We start from the raw sequence: 15,614 nt of genomic DNA, 5'->3' as shown, positions 1-15,614 counted from the left end.
CGGCGCGATGCCGCCCGGTACTGGGCGTCGATCTCGCTCTGCACCGGCTCGCCGTCGGCGGGGTGGCCGATGGTCATGAGCCCGGCGAGCCGGATCATCCCATCGGTAGGCTCGCGCTGTCCCGCCTCGATGTCCTGCGGGCTCATGGCGGCGACGCGGTCGGCAACCCGTTCGGCGTGCTCGGGGAAGCCGCGCAGGCTGTCCTGGTACTGGTCGGGCCCGACGCCGTCGACGAGGTTCTCGGGGCGGTTGACGGTCATGGGCGTGCCGTCCTTCCTGGACTGCTCCAGTTCGGCGACGGTGCGGGGGACGGTGGCGGCCAGGGGCGTCGAGCCGGTCCCGTTCGGCGAGCAGCCGCCGGTGGTGGGCGCGCAGCGCCTCCACCTCGTCGAGCTGCTCGGCCAGGACCCGCCCGATGTCCTCCAGCCCCAGGCCGAGCGCCCGCGGGACGAGGATCTGCTGCAGGAGCGACAGCTGGCGCCGTCGGTGGTGGCGGTGGCCATGGGCTCCGATGCGTGCCGGCGCAGGAGGCCGATCTCGTCGTAGTGGCGCAGGGTGCGGGCGGTCGCTCCCGACACCCGGGCCACCGCCGCGATATCGCCTCACCGGGCCGGCCTCTCCGGCCCTGTTCACGACCGGCTCGGCGCGGCACCCGCCCCGGCTCGGGGCCGGTCTCGCACTCCCGCCCGACGTCTCCTCAACTCGGCGAGCCAGAGCCGCACCTGCTCGTCGTCGTGCAGGAAGCCGCCGCCCGGACCCGCTGGAAGGTCGATTCCGTGCAGCAGGTTCAGTGCCCACCAGGAGAGGTCGTCCCAGTCCAGCTCGTCCTGTGCCACCCACCGCGCGGCCCAGCGGTCCACCTCGTCCCGCGTGAGCCGGCCCTCGACGAGCGCAGCGAAACGGTCTTCGATCTCATCCGGAGCCGGCTGGGGAGTGGCACTCATTCGCCGACCGTACACGCGGGGCGGCCGTGCCCGGTCATGCGATGATGCCGACGTTTCCCGGACGGAGGACGTTTGTTCGTTTTTGTATGCGCAGGGTGCGACGCCGACCTGACCGCCCCGCTGTCCCACGTCGCCCTGCCGGTCCACGCCCACCAGCGGTACGGCAACGGAGCCCAGCTCCCGGTACTGATGGACCCCGGCACCTTCGCCGTGGAGCCGGAGCCCTGGGGACCGCCCTGGAGGAGATGGGCGGAGATCGATCCGGGCGAGGCGCAGGCGCGCGGCATCTACGCGCCCGTCCACGCGCTCTCCGACAACGCGCCCGGCGCGGTCGTCATCGCACCCGGCGAGGCCCACGGCACCGTCCTGATCCCGGAGAACCGTGGCAGCAGTTCCTGCTGCGGCCTCGACGGGGCGGGCGGCCCGAACATGGGGTGCGCGGCCTGCGGCCGGCCCGTGGCGACCCGGATCGACGACTGCTCGCTCTGGCAGGCGGTGTGGCTCGACCCCGTCGCCGTGCGCCGCGTCCCCGCCGGTGGCGGTGAAGCGCCGCCGCTCACCTGGCCGGAGCTGATGGAGGCGCGGGAGGCCACTCCCCCGTTCGAGTCCATCGACCCTTGGGGCTGCGGGCCCGGGACGGTCAAGTGGTGGTCGTCGTGGAGCCCCGCGTGGGAAGCGGCGGCGGGCCGGGCCCTCGCCCACCTCCTCGTGGCCTCGGACGGGCAGCCGGTATCCGTCCCGGACGGCCTGACCGCCGAAGTGTTCCAAGACGCCCTCGACGCCCTACTGCCCGCGGGCCCGCCGGCCCGACAGGCCGTGCTCGCCGGCCCCGGCCTGCCGGCCCCCGACACGACTGCGGGCATCCTTCTCGTACCCACCCATCCGCAGAGCGGGCAGACCTGGACCCCCGACGCCCCGGCCACGTCCGCATACCGGGTCCCGCTGCCGTTCGGCGTGTGGCGGTCACTGGCTTTCCCTGAGCCGGACCCGACCACCACCACGACAACGAGCCGGATACCCGCGGGCATGCTCCCCGACGACTATCCGGCCCTCCCGCCGCGCTGCCACCACCCGTTCCGAGTCGACTCGGGAACCTTCCTGAACACCCTGGCCCGCCTACCCGCCGTCCGGACCCCATGGCTCCGGGAGATCGCCAACAACCTCACACGCAACACACCGGCCGGCATCTTCTAGGGCTGCCGTTTCGGCGGTCCGGTGGCGCGACCGGCAGGTCTCCTGCCGTGTACACCGGCGCGGGGCGCCCAGGACATGGCCGGGGCCGATCGCCCCGTTCACACTCACCAGCCCGGACCGGGTCCACGATGCGATCCACAACGTCAACACCCACGACTTCGGATCGCTCCACCTACAGCACAAAGGCGGTCGACCGACAGCATTGAAGGCGCCGAGCAACGTGAGATCAAGAAGATCTCGTCGTGGGCCGCCATCTTGTTTGCACCCACGTTGGTGGGAACCATCTACGGCATGAACTTCGAAACCATGCCGGAGTTGCACTGGGCGGCCGGCTACCCCTTCGCGATCCTGCTGATGGCAGTGGTCTGCACGAGCTTGTACGTCATCTTCAAGCGGCGAGACTGGCTGTAGATTCAAGATCGGGGCCATTGATCAAATTCACAGCAGCGAAGATCACGAAGCATTGCCTTCGAGGCCCTGGGGAGAATCTGGGGAGAACGCGCGTCCCTGAGGAGCAGCCTTTCCACCCTCCACCTGCTGCTCAAGACCTGCCGCGCCTCTTGGGTCCAGGCGACCGGGGCCCTCCACCCTGGTATGGCTTCACTCCCCTTCCTTTCGCACGTAGGGGAGCCACCCGCTTGCTCGCGCACCCCGAACGGCCACCGCGAGGGGGACACTCCACCCCTCACCTGTTCACCCCTTCGATCACCGCAGCCACGATCCGGCGGCGACTTGAGCACGTCGACCGCCTCAACCAGTTCATGGGGCAACCCATGGGCCTCCTCACCGAACGCACACGCCCGTCAACCATGTATGGCACGCATCTGTCCACACAGTCCCCGACGACCACAGCCTCCACTGAGCCGCCCTCGTCCGCGGAAGGACGACGCCCCATCCCCACCACTCCGCCATGCCCAGCCCAAATGCCGCCACATCGAAGCCGACTACACCTACACCCCGTCGCTGTCGGCGAAGGGACTGCCGCCCCCAGCCCCACCAGCAATAGTCAACCTGTGCGCGGATGCATCCGACCCGCAGGCCAGAATGCGGAATCCTCGGATGATGTGATCCACGATCCGGTTTGATGTCACCACCGGATTCGGCGCCGGTCAGGTACACGCAACGGATGCGCCTGTGGGAACGAGGGGAACCGCCATCACATCGACGCATGACACCGCGGGCAGCGACTTCCGAGACATCGTGATCGCACTTACCCGACGGCGGATCGAGATCTACCAAAACGCTGGCGAGGAGTGGCGGTTCGCCGAAAGCCTGAAGTCCGTCAGCGAGGACACTGCCCAAGAGTACGAGGGGCGCACTGTGCTCGAACTCGTCCAGAACGGGCACGACGCACTCGATGGCGACCGTCCGGGGCGCATCTCCGTCCTCGCGGTCTCCGAGAAGACCGGCGGCGTCCTTTATGTCGCCAACGAAGGCGCGGCCTTCGGCGAGACGAACTTCCGCGCCATCACTGAGGTGGCTCTGTCGAGCAAGACAGCGGGCGAGGGCATCGGCAACAAGGGGCTCGGTTTCCGCAGTGTGCTTCAGCTGACGGACTGGCCGGAGATCTACTCGAAGGCCTCCTCTGACTCCCTGGTCTTCGACGGCTACTGCTTCCGGTTCGCGCGCCCCGAGGACGTCCACACCTTGGTGGACGATCCGGCCCTCGCGTCTAGGGCGATCGAGGACATCTCTCCTCTCGCACTGCCCGTACCCGCCGACGCCACGGACCCCCTGCTCAAGGAGCTGGCCGCGGCGGGGTTCTCGACCGTCGTTCGGCTGCCGTTGCGAGACAAGCACGCCTGGGGACTCGCCGTGGCGCAGATGAGCGACATGGTGAACGGCGAGGCACCGCTCCTGCTCTTCCTCGACCGGGTGTCCGCACTGCTCGTGGAGGTGCGCGACGACTCCCCGGACGCGTTCACGCGGGTCTTGTCTCGTACCGAGCGCGCCTCGGATCTCGTCACGACCCGCGACACGGACTGGGTCACGGAGGTCGACCTCGCCGACGCCGGCCGTTACCTGCTGGCGCGCCGTTCCCTGGAGGCCGATTCCCTGCGCAAGGCGGTCAGCCGCAGCGTACGAGCCCGGCAGATCGACTCGGCCTGGGAAAACTGGAACGCCGAAGCCTGGGTGGCGGTTGCCCTCAGGCTGGACACTCAGCTTCCGTACGGCCGCATGTACACCTTCCTCCCCATGGCCACCGACGTCCGGTCCCCCTTCCCCGGTCACGTCCACGCCCCCTTCTTCACCAAACTGGCACGGCTCGACATCAGCGAGTCGGTGGCCCTCAACGACCACCTCCTCGCACAGGTCGCGGCCCTGACGGTGGAACTGATGCGCCGGATTCGCTGCGAGGCGCCGCACCTCGTGGCCGCCGACCTCGTCGTCGACCTCGTCAGCTGGGACGCGCCACACCGGCTGAACGCGGCCATGGACGGAAACCTCGGCACCGAACCGGTCGTCCCGCTGCACGGTCGGGAGACCTGGAGTTCCCTACGGGACTCCTCTGCCTGGCCGGAAGGAAAGCGCTCCTGGCGTGTACTGACCGCCGACGCGCTCGCCGAGGCAGGGGCGCCCCTACTCGCCGCCTCCGTCGGTCCCGTCCGCCACGCGCGACTCGACAAGCTGTGCAGGACACTCTTGTCCACACCGCTCCGCGCACCGGCACAGCTGACGGCCGAATGGGTCGAACGCGTGGCCACGACGCTGCCGCGCGATGACGAGATGACCGACGGCCCCCTATGGGGCGATTTCTACAGCGACATCGCCGTCGCCTTCGCCAGGGATCCGGAAGCGCTGCGAGGACGCCGCATCATCCTCGATCAGAACATGCGGCTGAGAAGCACCCTCGGCGGCGCGACCGAGTCGCCGCAGAAGGGCGGGATCGTCTTCTTCTACCCCGACACGGCTGGCGTCGACTCCGCCGCCCAGGTCCCCAGCGACCTCAAGGCGCTGCGGCGTCGCATCGCCTTCACCCACCCGGCAATCGCCTGGGACATCCAGGGACGCGACTTCTTTCAGCGCCACCGGCTCGTGCGCCCCTACGAGCCGGACCGGGTCTTCGACGCGTTGCAGGACCTGCTGTCCGAACGGCCTTCCGAGGCACTCAGCCGCGATATCCTCGCCTTTGCCTTCCGGCAGTACCCGGTGCTCACCGAGGCCCAGCGAAGGCGGCTGCGCCGCATTCCGTTCCGGGTCCCGCTGGCCACCAAAGCCTGGGACAAGGCGGTGCGATGCTCCTTCTCACCCGCTTGGGGCACCGAGGGGGCACTGAAGTTGGACCGCTTCCTCAACGAAGGAGGGACTCGGGTACCTGCACTGGCCTCTCAGAGGGACTGGTGGATAAGCGAGCCGGACGATTGGCCCGTTGCCGTCCAGGACAGGACTGGCTGGGTCGAGTTCCTCAAAGCCCTGGGCGTGTGCGACGGCCTTCGGCCAACCCGTGTAGGCGAGCGGATCAGGCCCAGCTACGGCAACGACCTGGGTCCCCTGAGCCTCGCGGTGCGCTTCGGACTGGAGGACCGCCTCGCCGCCGTCTGGACCGCCGACGTCCGGACATGCTGGACCAAGTTTGCCCACCCGTGGACGCCGTACGAATTCACGCGGGCACCTGCCCATCTCGCGGGCGGAAGCGAGGTTGCCGCGCTGACCGATCCCGCACGGCGTGAGTTCGCGGAACTGCTGATCCACGGACTCCGCACCTGGGGTCGGGAGCTGTTCACCTTTGTCGTGCACAGGCCCACATACCCCTTCAAGGACGAAAACGTATGGCCGACTCCACTCGCCTCGTTCCTCCGGGGCCTGGAGTGGCTCCCAGCCGAATACCCGGACGGTCCCGTCTTCGTAGCTCCCCGTCAGGCGTGGTTCAGTACCGACGGCGAACTGCCCGCTTTCATCCCCGCACTGCCCTTGTCAATTCGGCGGCTCCTCGCCGACAAGGCGGTCGGCGACCGCCTCCTGCAGCTCGGCCTGCGTAGATGGGACGATCCGCAGCACGCAGGGGCGGCCGTGCGTCAGCTCGGGGACGTGCTTGGCAACGGCGAGGTCCCCGAATACCTCAGTGTCTCTTTCAAGCGGCACTACGAGCGGGCCTGGTCGCATGTCGCGCAGACGGGAACCTGGCCCTGGGTGCCCGGAGAGGAGCTCCGGCTGGCCGTCAGCCGCACCAACGCGCTCGGCACCCTAACTTCCTCCTCCACCTCCGTCGACGGAGCCACGCTCTACGTCCGCGACCAGGAGGACCCGCTGAAGGAGGCCCTCATTGAGCTAGCTGGTCACCCCCTCCTCGTCGCCCCGGCAGAGTGCGGTGGGGCCATCGTCCAGATGGCCGAAGAGAACGGGCTCAGGGTGAAGCGCACGTCTGCCACCCACGTTCAGGTCCGGCACAGCGAAGGCGCCCCGATCACCCCCGCCGCAGAGGCTGCCCTACTCGTCGAACGCAAGGAATGGCTGGTCGCCGTCGTCGCACTCGCCATGGAACTGAAGTCCGGAGCGTTCGTACGGCGCAGCGAACGCGGCGTACGCGCCGCACTTGAGCGGCTGCGCACCATCCGCGTCGTACAGGCCGAGGACGTGGAGATCGCCATTGCGGGTACACCGACCGAACCTCCGTCGACCACCCGGGCGCTTCCACTGCCCGACGACGACCACCCCACCGTGGTGGTCTGGAGGAGCACCGGGGGCTGGGACGAGCTCCAGGCGGCGACGCCGGCCATCGCTCAACTCCTCGGCCGCCCCTGGCTACAGGACGCACTCGAACTTGTCCTGGTGAAACTGGATCGGCACTTCGACGGCCACCTGCCCGACCAGATCGACGATGGCGCCCTCGCCCATGCCCTGGACACGACCAAGGCGAAGGTCACCGAGATCAGACGCCACCTCACCGGCGACGTCCAGGACGCCGTACGGCTGATCCGTCCTGTCCTGGCCTGCGTCACCGCCGCCGGCTGGGACGAGGAGGCGGAGCACCTGTTGGCTCGTGCCGCGAACGAGTCCGAACTCCGAGCGATCATCGAGCGGTACGCACCGGACCTGCCCGTCCTCTCGGACGACCTCGTGTCCCTCGCCCGGACGTCGACCACACCTGCCGAACTCCGCGACGAACTGCTCCTCGACTTCCGGCAGTTCAACGCCGCACTCGCCACACTCGGCCCCGGATACTCCCCATACACCTACCCCGACCGCCACGAACAGGCTTTCGGTGACTTCGTACGCGCCCACGCCGACGTGCTTATCGACCGGCTGCGCGAGCACTACGCAGTCGTGGCCGAGGAGGGTGGCGATTTCTCTCCCTACGTGGCGGCCCGCGGGCTCCACAGCCTCCTGCCGGACCCGGACTGGCTCGACCTGTACATGACTCCACCACTGGAGGTGATGCGCGCCAGGGCACAGGAATGGCTGCGCAAGCACGACGCCGACGACGACTTGGGCAGGCCAGGGCTCCTCCAGCCCGTCAGCCTGCTTCGCGAGCTCAATGCCGCCGCGATCTCCGCTCTCGTGGAGCGCCTGATCCCCCTCGTCCACGCGTGGTGCCATCAGCAAGGTGTCGAGGCTCCTGCCGGCTGGCACGGCGCCATACTGATGGAGTCTAAGAACTGCATCGACAGAACCGGACTGAGCGACCTGGTCGAGCTGATCGAAGAACAGCTGCTCGACGCTGTACAACGCGCGGTCGGCTGGCCTGACGACATGCCGAAGACCACGGAGCTCGCCCGATTGGGCCTGAACCACGCGCATCTGGCGCACACGACGAAGCGAGCCCAAGGCTCTGGCGGTCCCAGCAGCACTCCGCCGCGCACGATCACCATCGGGCATGACGAGGTCACCGTAGGGCGCGATCAACTCTCCGCCATCGCGGACCTCGCGGCGAGGACGATCGGCGAAACCTTCCTCGCGCAGAGTGGCAGGGTACGCCTGGACACCGTGGTCGACGTGCCCCGGCCGCGCACCGGCCAGGGTTCCCGCAAGCCGCGCATCGTCGTGGCGAAGATGAACCAGACCAACGAAGACCAGCGATCGGCCATCGGCCTCGTGGGAGAAGTGGCGGCCCGCGCATGGCTCCAGCGCCGGTACGCCGACGTGCGCTGGACATCCGGATACGCCACGGTCGTCAACGGCGACGGTGACGCGTCCGACGCCCTCGGCTACGACTTCGAAGTCGGGTGGCGCGACACCACCCGGTTCTTCGAGGTGAAGGCTCTGAGCGAACCGAGCTCCGATCGGGTGGAGTTCGAGCTCGGTCCCTCCGAGGTGGAAACGGCCCGCCGCTACGCACGCGGAAGTCGCTACCGCATCCTGCTGATCACCTCCGCCCTCGCCCCCGAGGACCGCAGGGTCTTTGAACTGCCGAATCCCTTCTCCGCACAGGGGCGTGACCGATTCAGGATCGTGAGCCGAGGCCTGCGCTACCAGTGCTCCCCGCTGGGACGGGGGTAGGCCGTTGCCTGTGGATCACCTGGCCGTCCCCGACCGTCGTCGATAAATAGGTGTCCTTCCTCAACTCATGGCTGCAGAACACAACAGAAATAGGCGGTACAGCATGTACTGCCCGTTGTTCACGACGTAACGAGGCGCGCAGGTGCATACCCCGGAACCACGTCGAGCACCGCATCGATGGCCGCGCGCCCCTTGCCACCGGCCTCCGGCATGAAGTGGGCGTAGTGGTCGAGGGTGATGGTCGGACTGGAGTGGCCGAGCCATCGGGCGAGGGTGACCACGGACTCGCCCGCCTCAAGGATGATCGAGGCGTAGGTGTGCCGGAGGACGTGGAAGCCGTCCTTGCGGGACGCCTTCCAGCGCTGGCCCTTCTCCCGCACGGGGATCACGCCGGCCTTCGCGAGGGCGGGCTTCCACACCTCGTCGTTGAAGATGTTGGCGCGGATCGCGTTGCCGTAGGTCGTGCCAAGGACCAGCGGAAAGGAGCGCTTCTCCCGATCGGCTTCGGGGCCACCCCAGGGCAGCTCGACCTCAACAGCCGGATGCTGCAGGAAGTGTGCGCGCAGCTCGCCGGCCACCGAAGGCGGCATGTCGACGACACGGATCTTCCCACCCTTGGGAAGGGTGAAGTACAGGCGCCCGTACAGGAGCTGGACCTGTCGGCGGACGCGGATGAGGCCGCGCTCGAAGTCGACGTCCGCCGGCGACAGCCCGAAGACCTCCCCCTGGCGCAGCCCACAGCCGAGGGCGACGACGACAGCGATCCGGTACCGCTGGTTGATGACGTCCCGTACCCGCTGCGCGGTCTCCAGCAGCCACGCCTCCCGCTGGTCCTCGGGAGCCTTGGGCCAGCGCACCGACTTGGCGCGCATCGGATTGCGAACCAGACGCTTGTCGTCGATCGCCGTCTCGAAGACGTTCGAGAGGGTGGTGAGGATCTGCCGGGCGTAGCGCGGTGCGCACTCGCCTTCGAGCGTGGCGATGTAGCCGCGCAGGACGGACGCAGAGACGTCCCGCAGCGCCACCTCGCCGATGTGCGGAAGGACGTGGAGGCGAACTCGCTCGTCGACCCGCTTGACCGTGCCCGGTGCTCCACGGATGCCCGCCTGCCAGTGGTGCCTGACGTAGTCGGCGATGGTGATGGAGCCGTCGCGCGGATCGACGAACTCGCCCCGCTCGCTGTCGGTGCCCGCCCGCCTGAGCCACGCCTTGGCGTCCTCCAGGGTGTCGAACGACATGCCCCTGACGCCCGGGATGCCCGCGACCCGGTAGCGACTCCCCTTTCCGTACCGGGCGGTGCGCTCGCGCTTGCCGGTGACGGGGTCCTTCTTCTTGTTGATCCAGCGGTCTTCGATATAGCCGGCCAAGTGCTTCCTTGCAGGTAGGGGGTCGGGAGGGGCGGCCGGGAGGCGTCAGACGGTTGCCAAGTAGGCGGCACGCCGCTGCGGTGCAGCGCTCACGGGGTTGAGAGCGGGGTTGGATCGGGAATCCGCCTGCTCCTGCTCCCGTATCCAGGCATCGAGCGCATCGATCCGGTACGTCACCCGCCCGCGGGCACCCATGCGGAAACTCGGCGGACCCTGGCGCCGGTGACGCCAGACGTAAAGCATCTTGGGTGAAATGCCGAGATATTCAGCTGCGTCATGCACTCCAAGAAACGCACGACCGATAGCCGGGCGGCGACGGAATGTGGCAGCGCTGACGGAGGAGAGCGCGTCGATAGAAGACAAGCGAGAATCCTTAAGGCAGAAGAAGGGAATGAAAGCGCCCTGCCACCCATGGGTGACGATGACGTCCAGGACAACCAATGGTCCGGAGGATCCCCGGTTTCGGAAACCGGGGATCGTCGGCTATATTCCGCCCACCCCGGCCGGAGCCGGGTGGACCGGCGCCGTCGCCAGCAAGATCTGCGGATGGGTTCCGAGGGCTGCCGCGATGGCGACGAGGTCGTCGATGTCGCAGCGTCGGACCGTGCGTTCGATGCGGGAGAGCGCAGTGAAGGTCATGGGGCGACCGAGTGCGGTGACCCGGGCGGCGAGCTGGCGCTGGGAGTAGCCACGGGCCACGCGGGTGCGTTCGATGGCGTAGGCGGCGGCGCGTCCGGCGGGTCCGATTTCGAGAGGGCGTGGCGGCATTGGTGTGTTGTAGCTTGCCCGCCGGAGGTTCGGGAAGGCATTCCCCGTCTGCTGTGAGCGATCCCGTGCCGACGGTGAATATCGCGGGTGATTTTGCCGACCGGCGTTTCGGGCTTACGGTCGTGCGACCGGAAAACCTTTCACGGCTGCTTGAGCCAAGTCTGGACTTCTGAACCCTGGGTGTGGCTGTGTTGTCCACGCACCCCGGCCCCGCCGGTTTCACTACCCCGATTTCGAAAGGCGGTCGATCTCCATCGCCCGTATCCGCACCATCAAGCCCGAGGCCTTCGCCTCCGAGTCCCTGGCGGCCGTGTCCCTGAGCGCCGAGCGGACCTTCTTCGGCCTGCTCACCCAAGCCGACGACAAGGGCCGCATCCGCGACCAGGCCGCCGTCATCGCCGGGCAGCTGTGGTCGCTACGCCGCGAACACGGCCCGGTGGAGGTCGAGGAGGATCTGACGCAGCTCGACGCGGCCGGCCTGATCTGCCGCTACGAAGGCGAGGATGGAAGGCAGTACCTGCACGTCGTCGCCTTCGCCCTCCACCAGAAGATCAACCGCCCCAGCATCAGCAGAATCCCGTCCTGCCCGCACCACGACCTCGGCGTCCCGCGTGAGCCCTCACTGCCGGTGCACGGAGTCATCACGGAGGCCTCCAGGACGGGTCAGGCAGCAGACGGAGAGCCTGCCGTGAGCCGAAAATCTGCAGGTCAAGGGCCGTTCAGTGAGCCCTCACAGCCGGTTGAGGAAGGGCTCACGGAGCCTGACGTGAGCCCTCAGCGTCCGGATCTAGGACCTAGGAACAGGGAACTAGGAACTACCCCGTTGGGGGGCGCGAGCGCCCCCGCGCCCCAGACCGTCTCGGCGAAGGACCTCGTCACCGAGTACACCGCGGCCTGCGAACACCGCCCGCCCACGAGCGTGCTCGGGCAGCTCGGACGAGAAGCCGCCAAGCTCCTCGCCGAGGGCATCGACCCCGCCCACGTACGAGCCGGTCTGGACCGCCACCGGACCAAGGGCCTTCACCCGAAGACCCTGGCCAGTGTCGTGCACGAGGTCATGAACGCGGGGGCGCCCACGATCGCCGTCCCCCACCGTCCCTGGACCAATCCCACCGACGTCGCCGCTGTCTACGGGGGTGCACTCTGACCGCCACCACCCTGCCCCAGCCCTCCGGTCAGGCCGTCCGGGCCGTGGCGGGCATCCTGGCCCGCCGGGGCATGGACCCCGTCATCGGCTCGGAGGAACCGGAGCCCACGCCTGAGCCTGTCAGCGCACTGGAACTGGCCGACGCCCGGATCCCCCCGCGATACCGGCACGCCCGCGCCGATCACCCCCAAGTCACCGCCTGGGTGGACGAGATCGTGTGCGCCGGGCGCCCCGGCCCGAGCGGGACGCGGGGCATCGCAGAGGGGCCGTCGCTCCTAATCGCTGGTCCCACGGGCACCGGCAAGACCCACCAGGCCTACGGGGCCGTCCGTGCCCTGCTCGCTGCCGGCGTCCGCCTGCGCTGGGAGGCGGTCACGGCCGCCGACCTGTACGCCCGCCTGAGGCCGCGCCCAGGGCTCGACGCGGAACGTGAGCTGCACACCCTGGCCCGCTGCCCGCTGCTGCTCCTAGACGACCTCGGCGCCGCCAAGGGCAGCGAGTGGACGGAGGAGCTGACCTACCGGCTGATCAACCACCGGTACGAGTACCTGCGCCCCACCCTGCTCACGACCAACCTTCCCATCCCCCAGCTCCGCACCGCCCTCGGCGACCGCGTCGCTTCCCGCCTCTCCGAGATGACCCACCGGGTCATCCTCGACGGCGCCGACCGCCGCCGCACCTTCCCTAGCGCTTGAACACGCCAACCCTTTGGAGCACCAACCGCTTGACCACCACCTCCCACCGCACGCAGACGGCCGAGCGGTGCGCCCTGGCCGTCGCAGGCTGCGTCATCGTCGCGCTCACCACAGCAGAATTCTGGCTTTCCTACGCCCATCTCGCCGAAGTCGCGGGGCAGCACGGCCTCAGCGCTTCCCCAGCCCGCCAGTGGGCGTGGCCGGCAACGCTCGATGCCTTCATCGTCGCCGGGGAAGTGCTCATGCTCCGCGCCAGCCTCCGCCGGGAAACCGACGGGTGGGCGATCGCCCTCACCGCTGCCGGATCACTGGGCTCCATCGCCCTCAACGTCGCCGGCGTCAGCAGCACCAACGGCGTCCCCGCCCCGGCCCTCGACTACGTCGTCGCCGCTGTCCCACCAGCAGCCGCGCTCTTCGCCTTCGGCGTCCTCATGCGGCAGATCCACCGCCACGTCGCCTCCGACGACTCCCGCCACCATTGCCTTCCGGCAGGAGAGACCACAGTGCATCCCGCAGGCCTGAATCGTCCCCGCGCGCAATCCGCCACAGCGCCGCGTCCGGACCCGGAAAGGTTTGAGGGCTGGGAGGGTGACCGCCCCACTCCGGCTGACGCCGTACAGGGCGCATCCGCCGATGTGGCGGAAGAGGCCGACCAAGTGGCGGAAGCCCACGTCCCGCCGAAGAAGCGCACCGGTCGCAAGCCCGCCGCCACCGACGACGAGCTCTTCACCATCGCCCTCACCGCCCCGCTCGGACGCGATGGACGCGCGTCAAGCCGCCACATCGAGACGGCTGTCCGCGCTCGCGGCCTCCCCATCGGCAGGGACCGCCGGAACAAGATCACCCGGAAGGTCCAGGATGCACTCAACAGCGGCCGAGCGGACGCCGCGTAGGCCTCGTCCGAAAGTCACATTGCTCCCCCGCGCATCCGTCGCAGGGCGAGCTGGCGTTCGTCCGCCCCATTCCCTCAACGCCGAAGCCGTTCCAGCCCGACCAACAGGAGGCACGCTTTTACAGGACGAACCCACTGCCACGCATCCCCACAACCTCCAAGCAGGCGACGCCTACCCAAGCTCCAGACGGAGCAAGTTATCGGCCAAGACGCTCTTCCCCGTCAGGTGAGAGCGTCTCGGCCGCTCCCGCCCCTGGAGTGGCGGGAGCGGACCGGAGCCAGGGGGCACCGGTCCGCCAAGCAGCGACCGACGACGGATCGCAGCCGAGGGATGAGCAGCAGCCTGCGTGCGAAGCCGCGTCACCTCCGCTGCCCCGCCAAAGCGCGTACACGACGACGCACCACAGAGACGACCAGCGCTCCAAAGCGTGCAGCGTCTGTCTGCACGACTACGAGCACGCGCTCGTCGCGACCGCCGCCAGGGCCGTCGATCGTCGGCGTCGCCAGCTTCCTCGCCCGAGCGACCCACAAGGCGGTCCCCGGCATCAGGATCGCCCGGCAGACGTACAGCCGTCACCTGAGCGCGCGGAGCATGGTGGTGTACACCGGGGCGTCGGGGAACGGCTGCTGGTCACCGATGTGCCGGTACCCCCACCCCTCATAGAGGGCCTTCACCTTCGGGTGGCCGGGCTCGACGAGCAGCGTGACGCGTTCCTCGGTGCGGCCGGCCAGCAGTTCCTCGTGGATCCGGTGCGCTAGGCCCGTGCCCCTCCAGGGAGCCCGGACCATGATCTCGAAGAGGGCGAGGGTGCGGGTGCCGTCCTCGGTCGTGTCCGCCTCGGGAAGCGGCTGGAGCATGTGGGCCCACCAGCCGGTGTTCTGGGGCAGGGCCGCGGCGTAGGCGTAGCCGGCGGCCTCGCCACCGTCGTAGGCGACCACGGCCTCCCAGGACGGGCGGGAGGAGTGGCCGGTGAGACGACCCTCGAAGCGGTCCACGGAGAAGAACGGGTCCTCGCCGATCTCCTTCTCGTACACCTCGGCGTACACGCCGACCAGGGTGGGGCGGATGGTGGGCAGCTGGTCGGTGCCGTAGCGGTGAAGGGTGATCTCCGGGGTGGGCATGATGCTCCTCGTCGCGTGCGGGTTCAGGCGGTGCGGGTGCGGTCGTTCCACTGGCGGGTGACGGCGGACTTGGGGGCCGCCTGGTTGAGTGCGGAGGTGAAGCTGCCCAGGAGGTGGGGAACCCGGCCGGCGTCGGCGCCGGTCGGGGCGATGACGCGGGTGGCGGTGGCCACGGCCTGCTCGACATCGCCCTGCGCGACCTGCGCGAGGGCCGCTTGGGAGAGGTAGTAGGCGCGGTTGCGGTGCTGGTCGTCGCGGAGGTCGGCGATGCACCGGTGGGCATGGAACTCGGCCTTCTCCGCCTCGCCGAGCCGGTAATGGGTGATGCCGGTCAGGCCGTGGAGCTCGCCCCGGGTGTAGAAGGCGACGGAGGACGGACGGGCTTCGGCGGGGTCGGCTCGGTCGTAGGCACCGTGGGCCCGGTCCAGGGCTCGGAGGGCGCGGGTCTTGTCACCGAGGCTGGCGGCGGTCAGGGCGATGCGGGAGTGGGTCAGCGAGGCGTAGAGGGGGTCGGTGCGGTGCGCCCGGGTGCCCGTGCAGGCTTCGGCCGCGGCAAGGGCGTCGGCGTATCGGCCCCGCTGCCCGGCGAGCATGGCGGCGTACCGCCATGTCTGGTGCTGGACCTGACCGTCTCCGGAAAGCCCTGCGAGTGTGACGGACTGCTCGAGGTAGCGCTGGGCCTCCCCCAGCCGGCGGGCGTCGATGGCGGAGAACATGGCGAAGGCCGTGAAGGACGCGGCGACGGCGTAGAGGCGGGAGCGGACGCGCTGGCTGGCGGAGCCGTGCTGCTGGAGGCTGAGCGTACGGGCGGCGAGGTCGGCGGCGCGCTTCTCCAGAACGGGACCGCCGCCGTTCTGGTCGTCCAGGAGCCACAGTTCGGCCAGCAAGACCCGCAGCCGGTCGACGTCGGAGTGTCCGACGGTGGGTCGGGTGGCTGCGGTCGCGGTGCCGGTGGACACGGCGACGGCGGCGCCGGTGGCTACGGAGATGAAGCTTCGACGGCCAAGCACAGGGTCCTCCAATCGTGCTGAGGGCGTTGCGGGGCGG

11 protein-coding genes and 2 pseudogenes are annotated in these 15,614 nt (G+C 69.1%); 6 read left to right on the top strand and 7 right to left on the bottom strand.

Going from position 1 to position 15,614, the window contains the following annotated elements:
- Positions 1-11: 11 nt before the first annotated feature.
- Positions 12-596 (bottom strand): annotated as a pseudogene (locus ACIRBY_RS28555) (MerR family transcriptional regulator); the annotation flags it as partial.
- Between the two features lie 33 nt (positions 597-629).
- Positions 630-944, bottom strand: coding sequence for a hypothetical protein (locus tag ACIRBY_RS28550; protein WP_403905702.1), 315 nt, complete (start codon positions 942-944; stop codon positions 630-632).
- A 72-nt stretch (positions 945-1,016) separates the two neighbouring features.
- Here ACIRBY_RS28550 and ACIRBY_RS28545 point away from each other — a divergent pair, with 72 nt between their 5' ends.
- From ACIRBY_RS28545 to ACIRBY_RS28535, 3 genes and pseudogenes are all read left to right on the top strand, one after another.
- Positions 1,017-2,138 carry a hypothetical protein gene (locus ACIRBY_RS28545; protein WP_403905699.1) on the top strand — a complete coding sequence of 374 codons (1,122 nt, stop codon included), beginning with the start codon at positions 1,017-1,019 and terminating at the stop codon, positions 2,136-2,138.
- Between the two features lie 219 nt (positions 2,139-2,357).
- A pseudogene (locus ACIRBY_RS28540) lies at positions 2,358-2,549 on the top strand (CorA family divalent cation transporter); the annotation flags it as partial.
- A 723-nt stretch (positions 2,550-3,272) separates the two neighbouring features.
- A complete protein-coding gene (locus tag ACIRBY_RS28535; RefSeq protein WP_403905696.1) occupies positions 3,273-8,576 on the top strand; it encodes a sacsin N-terminal ATP-binding-like domain-containing protein in 5,304 nt (1,767 codons plus the stop codon).
- A 119-nt stretch (positions 8,577-8,695) separates the two neighbouring features.
- Here ACIRBY_RS28535 and ACIRBY_RS28530 read toward each other — a convergent pair whose 3' ends face one another.
- From ACIRBY_RS28530 to ACIRBY_RS28520, 3 genes are all read right to left on the bottom strand, one after another.
- Positions 8,696-9,943, bottom strand: a complete 1,248-nt coding sequence (locus ACIRBY_RS28530) for a tyrosine-type recombinase/integrase (protein WP_403905693.1) — start codon at positions 9,941-9,943, stop codon at positions 8,696-8,698.
- A gap of 45 nt (positions 9,944-9,988) precedes the next feature.
- Positions 9,989-10,306, bottom strand: coding sequence for a helix-turn-helix transcriptional regulator (locus ACIRBY_RS28525; protein WP_403905691.1), 318 nt, complete (start codon positions 10,304-10,306; stop codon positions 9,989-9,991).
- A 120-nt stretch (positions 10,307-10,426) separates the two neighbouring features.
- Positions 10,427-10,711, bottom strand: coding sequence for a helix-turn-helix domain-containing protein (locus ACIRBY_RS28520; RefSeq protein WP_403905689.1), 285 nt, complete (start codon positions 10,709-10,711; stop codon positions 10,427-10,429).
- A 253-nt stretch (positions 10,712-10,964) separates the two neighbouring features.
- On the opposite strand from ACIRBY_RS28520, the gene ACIRBY_RS28515 reads away from it, so the two are divergent.
- The 3 genes from ACIRBY_RS28515 (at position 10,965) to ACIRBY_RS28505 (ending at position 13,446) form a co-directional block, all read left to right on the top strand.
- Positions 10,965-11,858: a hypothetical protein gene (locus ACIRBY_RS28515; protein WP_403905919.1), complete on the top strand. Its 894-nt coding sequence runs from the start codon at positions 10,965-10,967 to the stop codon at positions 11,856-11,858.
- Between the two features lie 71 nt (positions 11,859-11,929).
- Entirely contained in the window at positions 11,930-12,553 is a 624-nt protein-coding gene (locus ACIRBY_RS28510) for an ATP-binding protein (RefSeq protein WP_403905917.1), read from the top strand.
- A gap of 29 nt (positions 12,554-12,582) precedes the next feature.
- Positions 12,583-13,446, top strand: coding sequence for a DUF2637 domain-containing protein (locus ACIRBY_RS28505; RefSeq protein ID WP_403905687.1), 864 nt, complete (start codon positions 12,583-12,585; stop codon positions 13,444-13,446).
- A gap of 572 nt (positions 13,447-14,018) precedes the next feature.
- Here ACIRBY_RS28505 and ACIRBY_RS28500 read toward each other — a convergent pair.
- Both ACIRBY_RS28500 and ACIRBY_RS28495 read right to left on the bottom strand, forming a co-directional pair.
- Positions 14,019-14,567 carry an N-acetyltransferase gene (locus ACIRBY_RS28500; protein WP_109777612.1) on the bottom strand — a complete coding sequence of 183 codons (549 nt, stop codon included), beginning with the start codon at positions 14,565-14,567 and terminating at the stop codon, positions 14,019-14,021.
- Positions 14,568-14,590: 23 nt separating this feature from the next.
- The gene (locus ACIRBY_RS28495) at positions 14,591-15,577 is read right to left on the bottom strand and encodes a hypothetical protein (RefSeq protein ID WP_403905683.1); all 987 of its coding nucleotides are present in this window, start codon (positions 15,575-15,577) and stop codon (positions 14,591-14,593) included.
- Positions 15,578-15,614: the final 37 nt, after the last annotated feature.

Source organism: Streptomyces sp. NPDC096136, from assembly GCF_044763325.1.
GTDB lineage: Bacteria > Actinomycetota > Actinomycetes > Streptomycetales > Streptomycetaceae > Streptomyces.
The sequence above is the reverse complement of the archived record's forward strand: the minus strand, read 5'-3'. Positions and strand labels throughout refer to the sequence as shown.

Coding starts and splice junctions, on each gene's coding strand:
- ACIRBY_RS28550 (WP_403905702.1), bottom strand. CDS start 944: ATGAGTGCCACTCCCCAGCCGGCTCCGGATGAGATCGAAGACCGTTTC.
- ACIRBY_RS28520 (WP_403905689.1), bottom strand. CDS start 10,711: ATGCCGCCACGCCCTCTCGAAATCGGACCCGCCGGACGCGCCGCCGCC.
- ACIRBY_RS28510 (WP_403905917.1), top strand. CDS start 11,930: ATGGACCCCGTCATCGGCTCGGAGGAACCGGAGCCCACGCCTGAGCCT.
- ACIRBY_RS28500 (WP_109777612.1), bottom strand. CDS start 14,567: ATGCCCACCCCGGAGATCACCCTTCACCGCTACGGCACCGACCAGCTG.